General features: G+C 66.3%; 25 protein-coding genes. 18 read left to right on the plus strand and 7 right to left on the minus strand.

The features are described 5' to 3' along the window. The first annotated feature begins 162 nt into the window (after positions 1 to 162). Positions 163 to 2,484, plus strand: coding sequence for a molybdopterin cofactor-binding domain-containing protein (locus AB0F44_RS16725; RefSeq protein ID WP_357357229.1), 2,322 nt, complete (start codon positions 163 to 165; stop codon positions 2,482 to 2,484). Positions 2,485 to 2,492: 8 nt separating this feature from the next. Continuing rightward, a complete protein-coding gene (locus tag AB0F44_RS16730; protein ID WP_350658667.1) occupies positions 2,493 to 2,984 on the plus strand; it encodes a (2Fe-2S)-binding protein in 492 nt (163 codons plus the stop codon). A 180-nt stretch (positions 2,985 to 3,164) separates the two neighbouring features. On the opposite strand, the gene AB0F44_RS16735 is transcribed toward AB0F44_RS16730, so the two are convergent. Then, positions 3,165 to 3,470: a thiamine-binding protein gene (locus AB0F44_RS16735; protein WP_357357231.1), complete on the minus strand. Its 306-nt coding sequence runs from the start codon at positions 3,468 to 3,470 to the stop codon at positions 3,165 to 3,167. A 95-nt stretch (positions 3,471 to 3,565) separates the two neighbouring features. Between AB0F44_RS16735 and AB0F44_RS16740 the strand changes: the two genes are divergently transcribed. The 3 genes from AB0F44_RS16740 to AB0F44_RS16750 all read left to right on the plus strand — a co-directional run bounded on the left by AB0F44_RS16740 (position 3,566) and on the right by AB0F44_RS16750 (position 5,398). Continuing rightward, the gene (locus tag AB0F44_RS16740) at positions 3,566 to 3,793 is read left to right on the plus strand and encodes a hypothetical protein (protein ID WP_350658669.1); all 228 of its coding nucleotides are present in this window, start codon (positions 3,566 to 3,568) and stop codon (positions 3,791 to 3,793) included. Continuing rightward, positions 3,790 to 4,476 carry a hypothetical protein gene (locus tag AB0F44_RS16745; RefSeq protein WP_357357233.1) on the plus strand — a complete coding sequence of 229 codons (687 nt, stop codon included), beginning with the start codon at positions 3,790 to 3,792 and terminating at the stop codon, positions 4,474 to 4,476. The genes AB0F44_RS16740 and AB0F44_RS16745 overlap by 4 nt, the downstream gene beginning before the upstream one ends. A 115-nt stretch (positions 4,477 to 4,591) precedes the next feature. Continuing rightward, positions 4,592 to 5,398, plus strand: coding sequence for an endonuclease/exonuclease/phosphatase family protein (locus tag AB0F44_RS16750; RefSeq protein WP_357357234.1), 807 nt, complete (start codon positions 4,592 to 4,594; stop codon positions 5,396 to 5,398). A gap of 74 nt (positions 5,399 to 5,472) precedes the next feature. On the opposite strand, the gene acnA is transcribed toward AB0F44_RS16750, so the two are convergent. Beyond that, a complete protein-coding gene (gene acnA / locus AB0F44_RS16755) occupies positions 5,473 to 8,163 on the minus strand; it encodes an aconitate hydratase AcnA (protein WP_357357236.1) in 2,691 nt (896 codons plus the stop codon). Positions 8,164 to 8,446: 283 nt separating this feature from the next. On the opposite strand from acnA, the gene AB0F44_RS16760 reads away from it, so the two are divergent. Beyond that, a complete protein-coding gene (locus AB0F44_RS16760) occupies positions 8,447 to 8,818 on the plus strand; it encodes a hypothetical protein (RefSeq protein ID WP_141804792.1) in 372 nt (123 codons plus the stop codon). Next, the gene (locus AB0F44_RS16765; RefSeq protein WP_357357238.1) at positions 8,805 to 9,236 is read left to right on the plus strand and encodes a hypothetical protein; all 432 of its coding nucleotides are present in this window, start codon (positions 8,805 to 8,807) and stop codon (positions 9,234 to 9,236) included. Before AB0F44_RS16760 ends, AB0F44_RS16765 begins: the two co-directional genes overlap by 14 nt. On the opposite strand, the gene AB0F44_RS16770 is transcribed toward AB0F44_RS16765, so the two are convergent. The 4 genes from AB0F44_RS16770 to AB0F44_RS16785 form a co-directional block, all read right to left on the minus strand. After that, positions 9,233 to 10,051 carry an arylamine N-acetyltransferase gene (locus AB0F44_RS16770; protein ID WP_357357240.1) on the minus strand — a complete coding sequence of 273 codons (819 nt, stop codon included), beginning with the start codon at positions 10,049 to 10,051 and terminating at the stop codon, positions 9,233 to 9,235. The genes AB0F44_RS16765 and AB0F44_RS16770 overlap by 4 nt on opposite strands. Positions 10,052 to 10,108: 57 nt before the next feature. Then, entirely contained in the window at positions 10,109 to 10,831 is a 723-nt protein-coding gene (locus AB0F44_RS16775; RefSeq protein WP_357357242.1) for a hypothetical protein, read from the minus strand. Next, entirely contained in the window at positions 10,832 to 10,960 is a 129-nt protein-coding gene (locus AB0F44_RS16780) for a hypothetical protein (RefSeq protein ID WP_357357244.1), read from the minus strand. Positions 10,961 to 11,177: 217 nt separating this feature from the next. Beyond that, the gene (locus AB0F44_RS16785) at positions 11,178 to 11,834 is read right to left on the minus strand and encodes a helix-turn-helix domain-containing protein (protein WP_357357246.1); all 657 of its coding nucleotides are present in this window, start codon (positions 11,832 to 11,834) and stop codon (positions 11,178 to 11,180) included. 51 nt (positions 11,835 to 11,885) lie between these two features. Here AB0F44_RS16785 and AB0F44_RS16790 point away from each other — a divergent pair, with 51 nt between their 5' ends. Then, positions 11,886 to 13,175: a nucleotide disphospho-sugar-binding domain-containing protein gene (locus tag AB0F44_RS16790; protein WP_357357248.1), complete on the plus strand. Its 1,290-nt coding sequence runs from the start codon at positions 11,886 to 11,888 to the stop codon at positions 13,173 to 13,175. A gap of 31 nt (positions 13,176 to 13,206) precedes the next feature. Here AB0F44_RS16790 and AB0F44_RS16795 read toward each other — a convergent pair whose 3' ends face one another. Next, positions 13,207 to 13,371 carry a hypothetical protein gene (locus AB0F44_RS16795; protein WP_357357250.1) on the minus strand — a complete coding sequence of 55 codons (165 nt, stop codon included), beginning with the start codon at positions 13,369 to 13,371 and terminating at the stop codon, positions 13,207 to 13,209. A 711-nt stretch (positions 13,372 to 14,082) separates the two neighbouring features. Here AB0F44_RS16795 and AB0F44_RS16800 point away from each other — a divergent pair. The 10 genes from AB0F44_RS16800 (at position 14,083) to AB0F44_RS16845 (ending at position 19,455) form a co-directional block, all read left to right on the plus strand. Further along, positions 14,083 to 14,697 (plus strand): TetR/AcrR family transcriptional regulator, encoded by a 615-nt coding sequence (locus AB0F44_RS16800; RefSeq protein ID WP_357357251.1) that lies wholly within the window; start codon positions 14,083 to 14,085, stop codon positions 14,695 to 14,697. 470 nt (positions 14,698 to 15,167) lie between these two features. Then, the gene (locus AB0F44_RS16805) at positions 15,168 to 15,743 is read left to right on the plus strand and encodes a hypothetical protein (protein WP_357357253.1); all 576 of its coding nucleotides are present in this window, start codon (positions 15,168 to 15,170) and stop codon (positions 15,741 to 15,743) included. Beyond that, a complete protein-coding gene (locus AB0F44_RS16810) occupies positions 15,743 to 15,988 on the plus strand; it encodes a hypothetical protein (protein WP_357357254.1) in 246 nt (81 codons plus the stop codon). Before AB0F44_RS16805 ends, AB0F44_RS16810 begins: the two co-directional genes overlap by 1 nt. Further along, positions 15,985 to 16,308 (plus strand): hypothetical protein, encoded by a 324-nt coding sequence (locus tag AB0F44_RS16815; protein WP_357357256.1) that lies wholly within the window; start codon positions 15,985 to 15,987, stop codon positions 16,306 to 16,308. The genes AB0F44_RS16810 and AB0F44_RS16815 overlap by 4 nt, the downstream gene beginning before the upstream one ends. Beyond that, positions 16,305 to 17,186 carry a DUF1059 domain-containing protein gene (locus tag AB0F44_RS16820; protein WP_357357258.1) on the plus strand — a complete coding sequence of 294 codons (882 nt, stop codon included), beginning with the start codon at positions 16,305 to 16,307 and terminating at the stop codon, positions 17,184 to 17,186. The genes AB0F44_RS16815 and AB0F44_RS16820 overlap by 4 nt, the downstream gene beginning before the upstream one ends. Further along, positions 17,183 to 17,905 (plus strand): hypothetical protein, encoded by a 723-nt coding sequence (locus AB0F44_RS16825; protein WP_357357260.1) that lies wholly within the window; start codon positions 17,183 to 17,185, stop codon positions 17,903 to 17,905. The genes AB0F44_RS16820 and AB0F44_RS16825 overlap by 4 nt, the downstream gene beginning before the upstream one ends. After that, entirely contained in the window at positions 17,899 to 18,642 is a 744-nt protein-coding gene (locus AB0F44_RS16830; RefSeq protein WP_357357262.1) for a hypothetical protein, read from the plus strand. The genes AB0F44_RS16825 and AB0F44_RS16830 overlap by 7 nt, the downstream gene beginning before the upstream one ends. Next, a complete protein-coding gene (locus AB0F44_RS16835; protein WP_357357264.1) occupies positions 18,639 to 18,914 on the plus strand; it encodes a hypothetical protein in 276 nt (91 codons plus the stop codon). The genes AB0F44_RS16830 and AB0F44_RS16835 overlap by 4 nt, the downstream gene beginning before the upstream one ends. Next, positions 18,911 to 19,189, plus strand: a complete 279-nt coding sequence (locus AB0F44_RS16840) for a hypothetical protein (protein WP_357357266.1) — start codon at positions 18,911 to 18,913, stop codon at positions 19,187 to 19,189. The genes AB0F44_RS16835 and AB0F44_RS16840 overlap by 4 nt, the downstream gene beginning before the upstream one ends. Continuing rightward, complete coding sequence (locus AB0F44_RS16845) at positions 19,186 to 19,455, plus strand: hypothetical protein (RefSeq protein WP_357357268.1); 270 nt, start codon at positions 19,186 to 19,188, stop codon at positions 19,453 to 19,455. The genes AB0F44_RS16840 and AB0F44_RS16845 overlap by 4 nt, the downstream gene beginning before the upstream one ends. Positions 19,456 to 19,521: the final 66 nt, after the last annotated feature.

The following is a 19,521-nucleotide window of genomic DNA, read 5'->3' on the forward strand; positions in this document are numbered from 1 at the left end:
GACAGTCACGGTTTCGGGGCCATGTGATCGGTCTCCATCCGGGTTGTCGCGCCCTCACACATTTCCCGACGCGCCCTTCCCAACCGAGATCTGGCTGGTGAATGGTGCTATGTGTCGGGGGTCACAAAACTCGGACCCTGCCCACGCCAGGAGTGATTACACATGGGGACGCACAACCCGGAAGGCCCTGCTCGGGTCTCCAGACGATCGTTCGTCGGATACGTCATCGGCGGCACCACGCTGATCGCAGCCGCAGACCTGGGCCTGGCTCCTTCGGCCGCCCACGCCGCACTGATCCCGTCGGTGCCACAAGTCCCCGAGGTCTACGACCTCAACGACTTCCTCACCCATTGCGCGACGCCGACGTCGAACCTGATCGCCATCGAGGTCGACGAGAAGGGGCACGCCCACTTCGCCCTGCCGCGGATGGAGGTCGGCCAGGGCATCACCACGGCCGTGGCCATGCTGATCGCCGAGGAGCTCGAGCTCCCGATCGACCACGTGCACGTCACCCTGGCGCCGGCCCGTCCCGAACTGCTCTTCAACCAGCTGACCGGTGGGTCCAACACGATCATCTCGGTCTACACCCCGGTCCGGGTCGCCGCCGCCATCGCCCGCAAGGCGCTGCTCGAGGCCGGCGCCATCCTGCTCGGGACGACGGTCGCCCAGCTGGTCGCCAAGGGCGGCGTGATCAGCGTCCCCGGTGGCTCCTCGGTGACGTACGGCGAGGCGGCCGCCAAGGCGGCAGCGCCGACGACCGAGAAGGTCGAGGTCGAGCTCAAGGAGACCTCCGAGCACACAGTCGTCGGCAAGCCCCACCGCCGCATCGACGCACGCGCTGCCGTCACGGGCAAGAAGAAGTTCGCGATGGACCTCGACGTCCCCAACGCGCTGCCCACGATGGTCTGCCGGGCGCCCGAGCTCAACGGCACCCCGGACTCGATCAACAACAAGGGCGACGTCGAGACGATGCCGGGCGTCACGCACGTCGCGATCATCCCCACCGGCGTCGCGGTCCGGGCCAAGACCTTCGGGCAGTGCATCGACGCCGTACGCGCGCTGGACGTGACCTGGAACTCCGGCACCGTGACCACGATGTCGGCCAAGCACATCAAGGCGGAGCTCAAGGCCGGACAGATCCCGCTGGCGGTGCCGAAGATCGGGGCGACCTCGGTCGACGGCGAGTTCACCTTCCACTTCCGCAGCGGCTCGGCCCTCGAGCCCAACTGCGCCGTCGCCGACGTACGCGACGACAAGGCCACCGTCTGGGGAGGTCTGAAGTCGCCGATCGATGCCCAGGGCAGGATCGCGAAGGCGCTCGGCCTCCCGCAGAACAGCGTGACGGTCAACGTGGTCCAGGGCGGTGGCTCCTTCGGCCGCAAGCTGTTCAGCGACGCCGCCGTCGAGGCCGCCCACGCCTCCAAGGCGTTCGGCGCGCCGGTGAAGCTGATGTGGCACCGCGCCGACGAGCCGCGACAGGGCCGGGTGCACCCGATGGCCGTCTCCCAGATCCGGGCGACGGTGCTGGCCGGCAGCATCCTCACCTTCGAGCAGCGCCACGCCAGCGTGGCGTGCGACTTCACCCATGGGCTCGGTGAGCGGCTGACCGCCGAGGCGGCCGCGCTGCCGACCGGTCTGTCGAACCTGAGCTTCTCGGAGTCGATCTTCATGCTCGCCACCGAGCTGCCCTACAACTTCGGGGTCGTCACCCAGCTGCTCAACGAGCCGAAGCCCTCGGTCGACCGGTTCAACACCAGCTCGGTGCGCAACATCTACTCCCCCGACGTCGCCACGGCCAGCGAGCTGATGGTCGACCAGCTCGCCAAGAAGCTGAAGCAGGACCCGGTCGCCTTCCGGCGCAGGTACCTCAAGAGCGACACCGTCAAGCGAGTGCTCGACCGTGCCGCCGAGCTCGGCGACTGGGGTCGCTCGATGCCCGCCGGCACGGCCCAGGGCATCGCCATCCACAAGGAGTACAAGGGCGCCACCGCGGTCCTCGTCGAGATCGACTGCCGCCCCGAGACGGTCAACCGCGAGGTGCGCGACGCGGTCACCGGGCCGCGGGTCACCAAGGCCATCGTGGTCGCCGATGTCGGGCTGGTGATCAACCCGGCCGGGGTGAAGGCCCAGATGATGGGGGGCTTCTCGGACGGCATGTGCCAGGCGCTGACCTACAGCAACCACCTGGTCGACGGTCAGTTCCTGGAGGCCAGCTGGGACAACTCGGCCTACACCCGGCAATGGAACGTGCCGTTCGAGTTCGAGTGCGAGGTGATGGAGTCGCACGGCAGCCAGCCGGGCGGTGTCGGTGAGGCCGGTGTGGCCGCCTCGATGGCCGCCGTCGCCTGCGCATACGCCCGGGCGACCGGCGAGGTGCCGACGGAGTTCCCGATCAACTTCCACGAGCCGCTCCACTTCAAGCCCAAGTCCTTCATCCCGTCCGTCCCCGAGTCGCCGACCGACGGCCTCGCCTACACGTTCTGAGGTCTTCGATGCCTTCTCACACCTTCCAGCTCAACGGCGAGACCGTCACGGTCGACGTCGAGGACGACGTACGCATCCTGTGGGTGCTGCGCGACGTCCTCGGTGTCACCGGCCCGAAGTACGGCTGCGGCATCAACGTCTGCAAGGCCTGTACGTCGCACATCAACGGCAAGGCGTTCAACCCGTGCTCGGTGCGGGTCGCCGACATCGGCGCCGACGACGAGATCACCACCATCGAGGGCCTCGCCGACACCGCCCCGGGCGACGGCCTGCACCCGATGCAGGAGGCCTGGCTCGAGCACGACGTCGCCCAGTGCGGCTACTGCCAGCCCGGCCAGATCATGGCCGCGGTCGCCCTCGTCAACAAGGTCCGCAAGGAGGGCCGCGCCATCACCGAGGCCGACCTCGACGCGATCCGCAACGTCTGCCGCTGCGGGACGTACTCCCGGATCCGGGAGGCCATCAAGACCGGACAGGACGCGATGGCCCGAGGGCTCTAAGAGCGCGTTCGGGAACTCGGCGCCGAGTCAGGCGTCGGCCAGCGCGTGCGATCGCAAGGCGGAGGAGGGAGGCGGCCCGGTGTTGGCCGTCGACCGACGACAACGCCGCGAGCGTGCGTGATGGGCGGCGCCTGGCCGGCGCTTCCGGGTTCCAGAACGCGCTCTCAGGCCAGTCTCCGGTCAGTCCCCGGAGAGCTCCTGCTCGATCCGCTCGACCTTCGCGGTGAGCTGGCCGGTGTAGCCGGGCCGGATATCGGCCTTGAGCACCAGCCCGACCCGCGGGGAGGCGGCGGCGACCGCGTCGACGCACTGCTTGATGACACCCATGACCTCGTCCCACTCACCTTCCAGATTGGTGAACATGGCGTTGGTCTCGTTGGGCAGTCCGGACTCGCGGACGATGCGGATCGCCTCCGCGACGGAGGCGGCCACCGAGCCATCGGGGTCGTCGGTGGTCGTCGGGGCGATCGAGAAGGCGACAAGCATGTCGAAACACTATCCAAACCCGGCACGCCCCACCTCGGCCTGCATATAGTGGCGCCGCCGGGGGCCGAAGGTGCACCGCCGGCGGGAAGGAACCGATGAGTGAGGGACTCGACCGGCTCGCTGCCACGCTGGGCGTTCCGGCCACGCGGCTCGCGCCGCTGGAGGCGTACGACGATCAGCAGCTGGACCGGTTCAACGAACTGACCCAGGGCGCGATGATCGCGGAGGACAAGGCCTTCGATGCCTCCCTCGACGAGGCGCTGAAGCTGGTGCCGAAGATGCTGCGCGGGGTCGTCCAGAAGATGCTCGGAGGTAGCCGATGACCGCCCTGACCAGCGCGCTGGAGATCACCAAGCTCGCCCACGAGATGCACGTGGACGAGGCCGAGCTCGCCTTCCTCGCCACCACCTCCCCCGACGACCTCCGCGACCTGCGGGGGATCGTCTCGCACGCGATGTTCAGCCGTCACGAGTCCCGGGTGAAGGGGCTGGCCGCGGTCAGCAAGAAGCTTCCCGCGGCCGTGACCGCGAAGATCACCGAGATCGCGATGGGCCCGATGCTCAGCGCCCGGGTCGCGGCCGTGATGGACCCGGCCGACGCCGCGAAGCTGGCCGGCCACCTGAAGCCGCAGTTCCTCGCCGAGCTCTCCGTCCACCTCGATCCGAGCCGGGTCGAGGGCATCATCGCCAAGCTCGACAGCGCGCTCGTCGTCGAGGTCGGCCGCCGCCTGCTCGCCGAGGGACACCTGCTCACTCTGGCCAGGTTCACCGGCGTCGTACCACCTGAGACGTCGCTCGAGGTCGTCGACGGCGCCTCGGGCACCGAGATCCTCCAGCTCGCGCTCTTCATCGACGAGCCCTCCGTGGTCGACCCGATCCTCGCTGGGCTCTCCGATGAGACCGTCGCGGAGATCGCCGCCGCCACGGCCGAGCACGGCGAGGCCGCCGATGCCCTCCTCGCCGCGCTCCACGAGGACAGCCGCGCCAGGATCGCCTCGCTGACCTGAGACGCGGGCCTTCGGTGACCTGGCGGCGGATGCCGGGGTTCGCTCACGTGAGCGTTGGCTGAACGACTCCCGCGTAGCCTTTCCGCGCAGGTGGGAGGGCTGGTTTCGTCGGCCCGTGAACACTCCACGCCTGCTTGCCGTCCGCGCCCTGACCGCGCTGGCCCTCATCGTGCTGTCCGCGTTCTCGACGGCCGCTCCGGCCCTCGCCGCGACGCCCGATAGGCCGGCTCAGGTCGGCGCGCCGTACTCCCTCATGCAGATGAACCTCTGCCTCAGCGGCGGTGCCCGCTGCTACCCCGACACCGAGTACCCGAAGATCCTCGACGAGGCCATCGAGCGGATCCAGGAGAACGACGTCAACGCGGTGACCTTCAACGAGGCCTGCAGCGGCGACGTCGAGAAGATCGCCGAGCGCACCGGCTACCACATGCGGTTCGCGACCGTCCTCTATCCGACGGCTCCCTACCAGTGCAAGACCCCCAGCGGCCGCGGCGTCTTCGGCAACGCGGTGCTGACCAAGGAGGCCATCATGAGCTCCCAGGACGTGGCGTACTCCCGCTGGAACGGCTCCGAGCAGCGCCGCTGGCTCTGTGTGACCACGGCTCGCGGCGTCGACGTGTGCACCACTCACCTGTCCACCGACGGCGAGGCGGACCCGGCCTCTGCCAACAACCTCCAGTGCGGCGAACTCCGTGCGGTCCTCGAGTCGCGCACCAACCCGACCCTCTTCGGCGGTGACATGAACCGGCAGGCCTCCTGCGCGCCCGAGGGCTTCTGGACGCTGACGGACGACGATGCCGCCCAGCTGCCTGGAATCCAGCACATCTACGGGAACATCGGCGAGCCGACCCTCGAGATCGAGGGCGCGACCTACACCGACCACGACGTGATGATCGCCCGCACCGTCACCCCCAAGCCCTGAGCTCCTCCAGGTCGCACGACGCGAAACGGCCCGCCACCCCAGTCGGGGGTGACGGGCCGTTCGTCAGGTCAGACTCAGGCGTTGACCAGGCTGCGCAGGACGTACTGCAGGATGCCGCCGTTGCGGTAGTAGTTGGCCTCACCGGGGGTGTCGATGCGGACGACCGCGTCGAACTCGACGCCCGTGTCGGTGGTGACCTTGACCGTCTTCGGGGTGACACCCTCGTTGAGCGCGGTGATGCCGGAGATCGAGAAGGTCTCCTCACCGGTCAGGCCGAGGCTGTCGGCGTTCTGGCCCGCGGGGAACTGCAGCGGGATGACGCCCATACCGATGAGGTTGGAGCGGTGGATGCGCTCGAACGACTCGGTGATGACCGCCTTGACGCCCAGCAGCGAGGTGCCCTTGGCGGCCCAGTCGCGAGACGAGCCGGAACCGTACTCCTTGCCGCCGAGGACGACCAGCGGGGTGCCGGCCGCGGCGTAGTTCTGCGCCGCGTCGTAGATGAAGCTGACCGGAGCGTCGGGCTGGGTGAAGTCGCGGGTGTAACCACCCTCGGTGCCCGGGGCGACCTGGTTCTTGATCCGGATGTTGGCGAAGGTGCCGCGGATCATGATCTCGTGGTTGCCTCGGCGCGAGCCGTAGGAGTTGAAGTCCCGCTGCTCGACGCCGTGCTCGATGAGGTACTTGCCGGCGGGCGAGTCCTTCTTGATGTTGCCCGCGGGGCTGATGTGGTCGGTGGTGACCGAGTCGCCCAGCTTCAGCAGTACGCGGGCACCCTCGATGTCGGTGACCGCGGAGGGGTCCTTGGCCATGCCGTCGAAGTAGGGCGCCTTGCGGACGTAGGTCGAGTCCTCGTCCCAGGTGAAGGTGTCACCGGTCGGGGTCGGCAGGTTCTGCCAGCGCTCGTCGCCCGCGAAGACGTCGGCGTAGTCCTTGGTGAACATGTCGGAGGAGATCGCGGTGGCGATGGTCTCCTCGACCTCGGCCGGGGTCGGCCAGATGTCCTTGAGGAAGACGTCGTTGCCGTCCTGGTCCTGACCCAGCGCGTCCTCGAACAGGTTCAGGTTCATGTTGCCGGCCAGGGCGTAGGCGATGACCAGCGGCGGCGACGCGAGGTAGTTCATCTTCACGTCTGGGTTGATGCGACCCTCGAAGTTGCGGTTGCCGGAGAGGACCGAGACGACGGCGAGGTCGTGCTCGTTCACCGCAGCCGAGACCTCGGGGATGATCGGGCCCGAGTTGCCGATGCAGGTCACGCAGCCGTAGCCGACCAGGTTGAAGCCGACCTTCTCCAGGTAGGGCGTGAGGCCCGACTTGTCGTAGTAGTCAGTGACGACCTTCGAGCCCGGCGCGAGGGTGGTCTTGACCCACGGCTTGCGGGTCAGGCCCTTCTCGACGGCCTTCTTGGCCAGCAGCGCCGCACCGATCATGACCGACGGGTTGGAGGTGTTGGTGCAGGAGGTGATCGAGGCGATCGTGACCGCGCCGTTCTCCAGCTCGAACTGCTGACCGTCGGCAAGGGTGACCGGGATCTTCGCGTCGGTCGCCTTGGAGGTGTACGTCGGCAGGTGACCCTCGAAGGAGGTCTTGGCGTCGGTGAGCGAGACGCGGTCCTGCGGGCGCTTCGGGCCGGCGATCGAGGGGACGACCGTGGAGAGGTCGAGCTCGAGCTTCTCCGAGAAGCGCGGCTCGGCGGCCGGGTCGTGCCAGAGGCCCTGCTCCTTGGCGTACTTCTCTACCAGCGCCAGCTGCTCCTCGGAGCGGCCGGTGAGCTTGAGGTAGTTGATGGTCTCCTCGTCGACCGGGAAGATCGCGATCGTGGAGCCGAACTCGGGGCTCATGTTGCCGATGGTGGCGCGGTTGGCCAGCGGCAGCGCCGTGACGCCGTCGCCGTAGAACTCGACGAACTTGCCGACCACACCGTGCTTGCGCAGCATCTCGGTGATGGTGAGCACCAGATCGGTCGCGGTCGAGCCCTCGGGCAGGTCGCCGTTGAGCTTGAAGCCGACCACGCGCGGGATCAGCATGGAGACCGGCTGGCCGAGCAGCGCGGCCTCGGCCTCGATGCCACCGACGCCGAAGCCGAGGACACCCAGGCCGTTGACCATGGTGGTGTGGGAGTCGGTGCCGACGCAGGTGTCGGGGTAGGCCTGCAGCTCGCCGTCGACCTCACGGGTGAAGACGGTGCGGGCCAGGTGCTCGATGTTGACCTGGTGGACGATGCCGGTGCCCGGCGGGACGACCTTGAAGTCCTCGAACGCGGTCTGGCCCCAGCGCAGGAACTGGTAGCGCTCGCGGTTGCGCTCGTACTCGATCTCGACGTTGCGCTCGAAGGCCTCCGGGGTGCCGAAGACCTCAGCGATCACGGAGTGGTCGATGACCATCTCGGCGGGCGAGAGCGGGTTGATCTTGGTCGGGTCGCCGCCGAGCTCGGCCGCGGCCTCGCGCAGGGTGGCCAGGTCGACGATGCAGGGCACGCCGGTGAAGTCCTGCATGATCACGCGCGCCGGCGTGTACTGGATCTCCTTGTCGGGCTCGGCGGTCTCGTCCCAGCCCGCCAGGGCCTTGATGTCGTCGGCGGTGATGTTCGCGCCGTCCTCGGTGCGCAGGAGGTTCTCCAGCAGCACCTTCAACGAGAAGGGCAGCGACGCGACGTCGAGGCCCTCACCCTTGACCGCATCCAGGCGGAAGATCTCGTAGGACTTACCGTCCACGTCCAGGGTGCTCTTGGCACCGAAGCTGTCCTTGCTGGCCAACGCGTTCATCTCCTTGCTCGCGTCCACAGACGTACGAATTCAAGTCTTTGAGGCCCATCCTGCCCCGGCCACGTACGCCGGGAAAACAAAGGCTCACCTAACCTTTTACGACGGACATGCCGTCGATCTCTTGATATCAAGATACATGATGTCGAACGACATTTCGAATCACCCCGGCGCGCCGTGTTGTGACCACCGCCGCTGACAGCGATCCTCGGATGCTCCATGATTGGTCCGACCGGGCCACCCGTCGGGCCGCTACTCGTCGGGCACTAGTGATTCGAGGAGAGCCTTGAGCACCCTGATCGCCGTCGTGGCGCTGGTGATCGCCGTGGCCGCCGCCGCTGTCGCGTGGCGCCTGCGGCGCGCCAACAAGGCGCTGCGTGCCGAGACCATCGGTCTGCTGTGGCGACTGGAGCAGGCCGACATCTCGGCCCCGCGCACCGCCTACGCCGAGCTTCCGCCCGAGGACCGGCTGCTGAGCATCCGCATCCTCAATCCGCTCGAGCTGGCCTCCGCCCAGACCAAGGCGGCCACGATGCTGCACAAGGTGCGGCCGGCGCTGCTCTCGAAGATGGTCTACGACCAGGCCGCCGAGTCGCTGCGCGAACGGCTCGCCGACGAGGGCGTCGTGGCGGAGGTCAAGGTCCATGCTGGTCGCTAGCCTCGCGCTGCTCGGTGTGCTCGGTGCCGGCGTCATCGTCGCTCTCGCCTTCCTGGAGCAGCGTCGTCTGGAACAGGCCCTGGAGGACGTACGCCTCGCTGACCTGAAGGCGCGCACGTCGGTCGCCGAGGCCGAGCGTGCCGCCGACTGGCTCAGTCCCATCACCGACCAGATCACCACACCGTTCGCGGAGGCGACCCGGTCGGTGGCCGGTGCACTGGCTCGCGTGGTGCCCTACTCCGGGCGACGTGCGCCGCGCGTGCTCAATGCGATGCCGGCCACCACGACCGGTGAGCTGCTGGGCACGCTCGGCCCTCACCTGGACGAGGCCGTGCTGGACCGTCGACAGCTCATCACCGACCTCTCCGAGGACCCGACGATGGCGATGCGGATCATCACCGACGACGCCAGTCGCTAGTCGAGCGTCTTCAGCCGCTCTGTGAGGCGGGTCCGCTCGTCGTCGGTGAGCGGCACCTCGAGCTCTTCGACGTAGGCCATCACCTCGTCGAGACCGATCTCGCGGTGCTCGGTCTCTTCGCCCTGGCGGCGGATGGTGACGGTGTTGTGGGTGAGGCTGACGTGTCGGCCCTCGAGGAGCTTGGTCACGATCATCCGGTGACGGAAATGCACCGTCGGGTGGGTGCTGGTGTAGTGGTGGCCGAGCGCGACGTCGCTGGGCACGACCAGCGCCTCGTCGTGGGTGTGCATGAGCTCCCAGCCGTCGTCCTTGGCCCGCTCCAGCGCCCAGCCGTGCTCGCCCCACCGCACCCGGTGGGTGATGCCCCGGACCTCGTCGACGGCGCCGTCGACCATCGGGATCGGTCGCCAGACGCTCAGCCCGAACCCGGGATCGGCCAGCAGCCGCTCCCCGTCGAGATCGACCACGACCACCAGATGCGTACGTCCCGCCGCGGTCGGGTCTGCTCCCACCCGCGCCAGGCGCCGCTCGACGGCGAAGCCCAGCCGGTCCAGCACCGCCGCGAACAGCGTCCCGTGCTCGAAGCAGTAGCCGCCTCTCCCCCGGCCCACGAACTTCTGCTGTACGTCGAGCAGGTCGACGCCGGGATGCTGGTCGAGCAGCACGTCGATGTTGTCGAAGGTGAAGGTGCGCAGGTGGGCGTCGTAGATCTCCTCCAGCGCCTCCCGCGACGGGCCGGGTGGCTCGGTCACCCCGATCCGCTCCAGGTACGCCGTCAGGTCGAGCCGGTCGGTCCCCCACAGGTCATCGCTCACGGGAGCATCTCAACGCCGATGCGCGAGACGCGCAACCGATATCAGACGAATGCGAGCCTACTGTGCTTCCTGCCCACGGAACCGGTCCAGGATGCGAAGATGCTTCAGGGACACCGGGTCGGGCGTGATCTCCCGACCCGTCCCACCTTTCTTCGCCTCGAAACCACGCCACGCGTTCACCGTCGCCCGACCAGCCCAGCCGTCCACAGCGAGCTTCTGGCCCTTAGGGAGAAAGCTGACGTTCAGAGCGTTCTGGATCGTAGCGACACCGTGGTACCGCTTCCGAGCGCCCTTCCTCGCGCCGGCGGCGATCTGGAACTGTTTCTGCACCAGCGCCAGGTCAGAGACCGCCTCGGGGTTCCACTTCCACACCGGCTCCGAGCTGAGCCATCGGGTGGTGTCGGTCCACTTCGCGGGGTTCTCCACCACGGATACGTGGACGTGCTTGAAGTGGCCGTTGCTGCCCTTGTACTTCCGGGGCGCGAAACCATAGGTGCGGGAGTAGATGACGCCGTTGCTGATGACGTACCAGACACGCTTGTCGTGACGGGCGGCCTCGACGACCATCAGACGCAGGTCAGCAGTCGGGTCCTTGTCGTCGATGTCGACGTCGATCGCACGCACAGCGCCTCCGTGCGCCCAGTCAGGGTTGTGGGAGGACTTCCGGGCTTGGTGCGACGGGTCCCCGATCCAGCCATCACTGGCCTTGTCGCGGTGCGAGAAACGGGTGTTCACCTCATCACGCAGCGTCACGAGCGCAGGCACCAGGAAAAAGGACATCTAGAACCCCTCCTTCTCCTCTTCGGCTACGAAGACGTCGTCCACGTAGTCACCGGCCAGGTCGTCCGGGTTGCGCTCGTCTTCGGGCTCCGCCACCACGCCAGGCTCTTCGATCGTCTTCTCACTCATTACTCATCCCTCGTTGAGAGGCTCTAGCAGCTCGTAGCCATTCGGAGCCCCTACGAATCGGGGCCTGGCGATTAGATGGCGTTTGCGCCACAGGAACCGAGTCGCCGACACGTGGGCCCGGCACTCTCGGATTTGATTCGCTGCTTACTACTAGCAATTAACCTGCAGCGCGGGCCCGGAATCATCCTCAATCTTGCGTACCCGCGCCGGCGGCGAATCAGGTGGCGAGCAGCTGGGTGGTGAGCAGTTGGTGGAGGAATGCTTCGGTTCGGTCGGCCGACCATCCCCGGCCGGTCCGGATGGACTGGTAGAGCTCGGCACTGAACAGCACCAGGAGGATGTCGGTTGCCTCGGCCACCGTGAGCCCGGGGCGCAAGCCGCCCGGCTTGGCGGCCATGATCCGGACCGACTCCCGGTAGGCACCGAGACGTCGTTCCTCGCTGATTCTCAACACTTCGGCTGCTTCCGGGTCACCACTGGCACCGTGCAGCGTGGCGACAAGTGGCGCTGCGCGCTCGAGGATCCTGACGCCGTGGGAGAAGAAGGTGTCGAAGGCGGCGTCCGAGGTCGGAGACGACTCGAACTCTTCCCACCAGTGGTTCCAGGGCAAGAGCTCATCGATCTGCGGGTCCGCCGGCGGCGGGCGCCATCGATCGAATCCCACGATCGCGGCCCCCAGCGCCTCGCTGAGCAACGCCGCCTTGTTCCCGAAGGTGTAGTAGATGGTCGGAACGGCAACCCCGGCCTCCCTGGCGACCGTGGAGATGGTGGTTCCGAGATACCCGTTGGCACAGAACAGGTCATAGGCGGCGCGGACCATGCGACGACGAGTGACCAGCGCTCGGTCCGCTCTAGTCGAGGAGGCTATAGACACACACTCGAGGATAACTCACTATAGTCATACTGTAGTGAGAGGTGGCGGCGGATGAGGATCCTGTGCGCATCGATGCCCGCAGACGGGCACTTCAACCCCCTGACCGGGGTCGCGGTGCGGCTCGCGGAGCGGGGGCACGACGTCCGCTGGTACGCCGGTCCGACGTACGGCGCGAGGCTGGACCGACTCGGCATGCAGTGGTTTCCCTACCGGGCGGCCACCGAGGTCATGGCCGGCAACCTCGGTGACCTGTATCCCGAGCGGGCGCGACTCAGGGGTCCCAAGCTGATCTCGTTCGAGCTGGACAAGTTCTTCGTGGGCCAGGTCGAGAACCACTTCCGGGACATCGTCGCGGTCATGGACGAGTGGCCGTTCGAGGCGCTGCTCTGCGACGGCGCTCTCTACGCCGAGCAGCTCGTCGCCGAGTCCCTGCGTCTACCGGTGTTCGCCGTGGGCCTGACGACGGTGATGCCTGACGAGAAGGGTCCGCCACCATTCTTCGGACTGCGTCCTGCACGCACGCCCGTGGGCCGGGTGCATCACGCGATCGTGCGCCGGATGTTGGCCGGTGCGATGAAGGCCGGCACGACTCACTACAACGACATCTTGGCCAGGCATGACATTGCGCCCATCCCACTCGACGGCTTCCCGCACGAACCGATGCTCAGGACGCGCCGGGTCTTCCTGAACGGCTCCCCCGGGCTGGAGTTTCCGGGTTACCAACCGCTCGCCAATGCCGAGTACGTCGGCCCCCTCGTTCCGGCCCGCCGAGCGCTGAGCTCCTCCAGCCCGATGCCGGAGGTCGTCACCGACCCTGCGACCAGAGTTGTCGCCGTATCTCAGGGCACGGTCGACAACACCGATCCGGACAAGCTGATCGTCCCCACCATCGAGGCATTCAAGGACTCCGAGTACGTCGTGGTGGCCACCACCTCCGGAGCCCGTACCGAGGAGCTTCGCACGCGGTTCTCCCAGCCGAACGTCGTCGTCACCGACTTCATCAACTACGACGACCTGTTTCCGCACGTCGACGTCTTCGTCACCAGCGGTGGTTTCGGAAGCAATCTCGCTGCGTTCCTGCACGGCGTCCCTGTCGTGGGCGCGGGCAAGCGCGAGGGCAAGAACGACATCAACGCCCGGATCGGCCACAACGGGCTCGGAATCGACCTGCGCAGCGAGCGCCCGAAGCCGGCGGCGATCCGCAAGGCGGTCCACCGGGTCGTACGGGATCCCAGCTACGCAGCAACCGTCGCAGCCCTCAGAGCGGAGCTCCTGGCCTACGACCCCATCACGATCATCGAGAACGCAATCGCTACCCGCGGCCATGATCTAGCAACTTGAGTCGTCATCCGGCTGTTCCGGATCGCGAGAGTCAGGCTTTCTCGAGCAGCGCGACGGCCTCGACGTGGTGGGTCATCGGGAAGACCTTGATGCTGGCGAGCGTGAACGCGATCCTTTGCGATCGTCTGCCTTCCTGCGGCAAACTGTTCCGCTGACCTGCGATGATGTCGACCGATGCATCTGTCGGCGACGACACACGGTTGCAGTCTCTTGCGAACCAAAGCGAGCCCAATCCGAGCCCTCCTGTTAATGGGATCCGACGATCGCAAACGACCGATGGCCCGTGCGCCACCGAAGTTGCGCTGGGAAACGTGACCCACTGGTCGGTCGTCCCGGGCGAGCTCAGATGAGTCTCGACAAACTTCCACTCGGATACACCGAGGAGGTACTCGAGCCCGAAGACTTCTTGGGCGATTCACTTCCTACTGGTGAGAACTTCGATGGCCGGGTCTCGCACTGATCTCGCAGGTGTCTGGGGTTCAAGTCCCCCCTCGCGCACGCACTGGATTGTGGCCCTGACCTGGGAGAACCGGGTCGGGGCCACACTTCGTTTTCGCCTAGTTGGGCACCAGTTGGGCACAACGGCGGGCACACATCCCCTCTTCATCTGTCCATGTCAGCGTAGCTGAAGGAATCGTTCGCTCCTGGAGCAACGCTTCGCGGAACTGCGCACCCCACTTCGCTCTACCGGCGCGCGAGCACGGCAGTGCCTCAAAGACTCAAACGCATGGCTTGCGTCCGCGACCCGGGAAACCTCAGTCAGGGCGGCCGCCCATGCGTTGCCGAAGGGCCAGCTCCGACGAGTGCGAGCGCCACGCCGGTCCATGAACGGGCGATAGCGACCGTGGCCGGACACCTAAGACTCCATCCACTACTCGGGAGTGAGAACATTCGCTATCCTTGGCGCATGCCTGCGGCGAAGAGCAAGGACCCGACTCGGATTCCGCCACGCGAGCGACTCATGTCCGCCGCGGAACTGTTCTACACGGACGGCATTCGCGCTGTGGGCGTCAACAGGGTGCTGGAGGAAGCAGGGACGCCCATCATGAGCCTGTACCGGCTCTTCGGCTCCAAGGAGGGACTTGTAGAGGCCTACCTCCGCAATCGCGACGAGAACACCCGTGCCATGTTTGAGCGCGAGATCGACAAGCGCGCCTCGACCGGCAAGGAGAAGGTCCTGGCCGTCTTTGACGTGCTCGACCTCCTCGTTTCGGCTGACGACTACCGGGGCTGCGCGTTCGTCAACGTCGCCGTCGAGATGGCGGATCCACATCATCCGTTCGTCGACATCGCGGCTGCACATAAGGACTTTGTGCGTACGGCTTTCGCGGGCTATCTCGCCGATGCCGGCATCGAGCAGACTGAGCCGCTCGCTACCCAGCTGCTGATGCTGATGGATGGCGTCTTTGTTGGGGCGCAGATGCAAGCCCATCGGAAGGACCACGCCCGCCATGCGCGCGCCGCAGCGGAGTCACTAGTCGACGCCGCCCTTGCGGCCCAGCATGCGCGAGTCGCGAGCTAGGGCTTTACAGATACTGGTACCACCGCTCCCGCCGTCAGTCTCGAACGGCGGGAGTTTGATTGCGCCGCGACGCCTCCGCAGCCATCTGTGCACATGAGGCCGCAGCGCAGTCACGCCGAGCCGATCGTCGTCCCCAGGACCGGGCGGATCCCGCGCGGCTCAAGAAGGCATTCGCATCCTTGACATGAGAGCGAGCGTTCTCTACCGTCACGGTGACGGAGCCCACAGACGCTGGTCATGTGCCGAATCGAGGACGGGCCCGCCCCAGTGAGAGTCAGGAGCGTCAGGCAGTGGAACTGGAGAGTTCGTTCGCCATCGACGGAAGTGCCGACGTCCCCGACGGCCCCGACGGCGCCGTTCGCGATGGGACGATCGTGCCGACCGGCTGGGATGCGTGATCCGCTTCTATGCTGCCGAGACTCGTATCTGACAGACGGCGATGGGCCCTGATCGCGCTGCTGCTCATTGTCATGATCGGTGCCCAGTCGGCCACGCGAACCGCATCGGAGCCCTCGAAGTCCGACCACACCGATCCTGCGGGCACCACGGCATCCACCGCTGGCGACGACGTCGCCTTCCATGAGGATGGGCAGCTCGGCGTCGAGTTCAATCATCCAAAGACGTGGCGCGTGGTTCACTCTCGCGCCGATCTCCTGGTTCTGGAGGCAGGGCATGCCGACGATCTGGTGCTGGTCCGGAAGACAATCCTGCACGCAGAGGTCAATGCCACCAACGTCGCCGACTTTCGTACCGTCACCGACGGGATCCTCGGAGACCCAAAGGCGAACCTTGATGTGCTCGACACCGGCGGCATACAGGTTGGTGATCTCCCGGGGGTGTTCTACCTCTACACCTTCCCATTCGAGTCCGGGCGCGGCATGCAGGCCCAGTACTTCGTATTCAAGGGCCGCGACCTCTACACGCTGGTTTTCCAAACGGGGCGCGCCGAGCGCTTCGCCACGCTCGCACCATCTTTCGACATCGTCCTCGAGACCTTCGGCCCGACGGACGCCTCGGAGCCACCCAAAGAATCGAGGTCCAAATGATGTGGTGGTGGATCGCAGACCTGATCGTCGCAATCCTGTTGCTGCCTGCGCTCGCGTGGTCGATCGCCTCTCTGTTGCGACCGATTCGGCAGATCGCTGAACATCTCGAGCGTGTGGTCGACGACCTGAACGAGACCGTCGGATCGTTGGACGCCATCCCCGATCTGGCCGAAACAGTCATGCTCACCGGCTTTGGTCGTCCAGGAGTCGAACGCTACGGCGAAGCACTGAGGAGAGCACGATGATCGGCGCAATGGTCGCAGGACTGCTCGCGCTCGCCTCCGGGATCGTCCTCACCGTGGGGTTGGTCGCGCTCATTCGGCTGATGGCTCGCGTATCAGAGGCGCTGACCTCGATCCGGATCCTCACCGAAGCCGTCGTCGGCGCCACCGAGAACGTCAACAGGCACGTGCGCGGGATCGGAGCCAACGTCAACGGAATCCTGGAAGAGACCGAAGGAATCGCAGCCTTCGTCGACGCCCTTCGCACAGAGCCACCGACCGCTTCCAGCCGTCGTTCCCTGGCAACCGATACGCCCGCCCTCGATCCGCAGGAGCTGACATGACAACTCGCCTTGTGTGCGCTGACCTTGGCTACAGCTGCGACTGGATGACCGCAGGTGCCGAGATCAGCGAGGTCGTCGGGCACGCGGTAGACCACCTGCGCGAGGAGCATCGCGTCGCTGTGGACTCTCCGGTCTTGCGGTCCTACGTTCAGGCTCACGCGGAGGAAGTTCACGGCGAGTCGGGGCAACGGCTCGGCCGCGACCGACTGCCGGCGCCAGTCGGTCGCGCCGCAACTCGGTACCGCAGCATCACGATGGCTGGACGTGTCTCGATCGTCATGGCGAGCCTCGCGGCGCTGCTGATGATCGCGCTTCTGTACCGAACGCAGATGCACGCCGCGGCGATCCAGGAGAAGTCTGCGACCATCGCACAGAGTGGCCGCGGCATCAACGAGTACACCGATTCACTGCTTCAGCTCAACAAGACCAACGAGCTCACCGGTGACATCCGGGACTCCCTGACCCCCCTCAACCGTGATCTGCGTGGCATCTCGTCGCTGTCGGGTGCGGCTGCCTCGAATCTGGAGTCGATCGAGTCCAGCTCGCGGTCCATCGAGGGCAGTTCGAGCTCGATCGACACCAGCACCCGTGCGATCGATCGCGACGCGAAGTCCATCGCCGACGCGATCCCAGCGGTCAGCACCAGGCTCGAAGGTATCAACGGCAACGCCACCGGCATTCTCTCCACCGCGGAGTCGCTTGCCCGCGGCATCGATCTCATCGGGTCCGACCTGGACTCGACAGCCGGACTCGCAACCCAGGTGCTCCGCGACGCCCAAGGCATCCGCACCCGCCTGAGTACCACGAACCACTACGCATCCTGCATCGACAACGGGCTCAACGGCGGCAGCGAATGCGAGAGGAAGCACACCCCATGACAACCACGACGATTCCGACCGATGACGCCGAGAAGCACCGTCAGCTCAGTGACCTGCGCGATCGCGAAGACTACGTGCGCCGATGGGTCAACACCTGGGTCGCGCTTGGTGCGGGCATCGTCGCTGTCATCTGCGCCTACTTGCTGATCATCAGCAACTCCTTGGCTGACATCGACGACAACATGGGAGTCGCACAGAGCGCGGTGACCGACTCTGAGGGCAACGTCAAGACCCTGCCCGATCAGCTCCACGCCGTGAACCAGAACCTGACCGAGGTCAGCGACGCCGTCGAGCCACTGTCCGGTCATGCCGCCGACATCCGCACGGATCTCGCCAGCATCCAACGAGACTCCGGCACGACCAGCGACTCGCTCGACCGCACGGCCACTCGCCTCACCACAGTCTCGAAGAACCTCGAGGGCACATCGGAAACCTTGGACCCGGTCGCGAAGCAACTGAACGAAACCTCTGCGCTCCTGGCCGCCACCCTCGCGAGCACCGGCGACATCGAGAAGAGCCTCCAGGCGATGTACGGCTCCTCAGACCAGACCGGTGTTCGACGTCTCGGCCGAGAGGTGAACACCGTCACCACGTCGCTCGACGGCACCCACACGAGTCTCACCGACGTGCTGACACTCATCGAGCTGGTCAACGGACACCTCCACGGAGTATGTACCTCCGCGCCCGTCAACCTTCTCCATGGGAGGCAGGCGTGCTGAGAACACCTAGGTCCAGCGGCCGGTCGCTGCACGGTCGCATGATCCGCGCGTGGCGCTCGGCTTGGGAGACACCTGCGACCACCGCCGTGCGCGCCATCAACGTCAACCTGGTCGTGGTCTTCGCCTTCGCGCTCGCCGCGCTGGTCTTCCTGACCCGCGCAGCGGTTTCCACGGCCCAGCTCAATGACTCCGTCGAGGCGGCGATCAACCTCGAGACCTCGGGCATGGCCCACGACACCCGACTGGTTGGGAAGCTCGACCACACGGTCGCCGGCACGAGTGAGATCGCCAGAACGGTCGAGCCGCTCGCGGGACACCTGTCCAAGACCGTCGTGGCACTCCACAGCCTCCGGGGGGATTTGGCCACCACCGATGACTCCGTTGCCAACATCGAACGCTCCGCACGCGGCATCGACAAGTCCGTCGCCAATATGCGCAGACCTGTCGGACGTCTTCACGACGGGGTCGGCGACATCCGCTCCCACTCTGGCTCCATGACCACTTCGTTGTCCGGAACCGCCGATCTGACCGCTGCGATGGAGCGGGACATTGCCTCGTCCAACACTGCACTCGCTCGGATCCGGGGCACGGTTGACGACCTGCACCCAGTTGTCGACGGCATCGGCAGCGACCTGGACGCGATCGGCGTACACACCCAGCGCATCGAGAACAACGGGATCATCCGACTCGGCAACGTCTTGCAGTCCATCCTCAACGGCCTACTCGGGCAGCCATGAACGAACCCGACCTCACTGGCTGGTACGCCGGTCTTGTCATCGGCGCGGTCGCGATCCTCGCGGTCGTCGTCCTCGTGGCCATGATCCTCGCACTCGCCCGCACGCTGGGATCGAAGTCGAGAGACGTGGCGCTCACCCTGCGCCAAGCCCGTCGCAACACCGACGCGATGCCCGAGGTCATGAGCATCAACGTCGAGACCCACCAGGTCAACGTTCAGCTTGCCGCCCTGAGGCGCAGTCTCGGCACCATCTACTCCGGAGGCCAGCGGTGAACAGCACCCTTCCCGACGCGGTCGCCCTGATCTGGGCCATCACCATCGGCATCGGCATCGTGGTGATCGCATGCGTCGCCATCCTGCTCTGTCTGCTACGCGCCTTGTTGATCGACATCGACAACCAGATCGCAGATCTCGACGCCGAAATCACCGCCCTCGCACGCAACACCGCAACCAGCGGCCTGCTGGACCGCACCGCCGGCGGAATCGCTGCCATGGCGGAGGAGCTTGGACGACACGTCGAGGCGCTCGCAGAAAGGTCCGCGCGATGACCGGAATACTTATCGGCGCAAGCCTCGCCGTCCTCATCGGCTTCATCGCCGTCATCTGCGGATTCCTGCACAGCCTGCGGCGCGTGCTCGACAGCACAGCGAACCGTCTGGACGCCGTCTCGGCCACCACCAACGACATTCGCCGTAGCTGCGCGACCATCAGCCCCGCCATCCGATCAATGAACATGAACCTCTACGAGGTCGGCGCGAACCTGGCCGAGGTCGGCGACCAGAGCGAAGCACTCGCGGAGCGGCCGAAGGCATGACCTCACGGGCAGTCGAGATCCGTTGTTCCTCACACGAGCGGGCCCGAACAACCCGGTGATGGAACG

The sequence above is a fragment of the Nocardioides sp. NPDC023903 genome, from assembly GCF_040639295.1.
Classification (GTDB): Bacteria; Actinomycetota; Actinomycetes; order Propionibacteriales; family Nocardioidaceae; genus Nocardioides.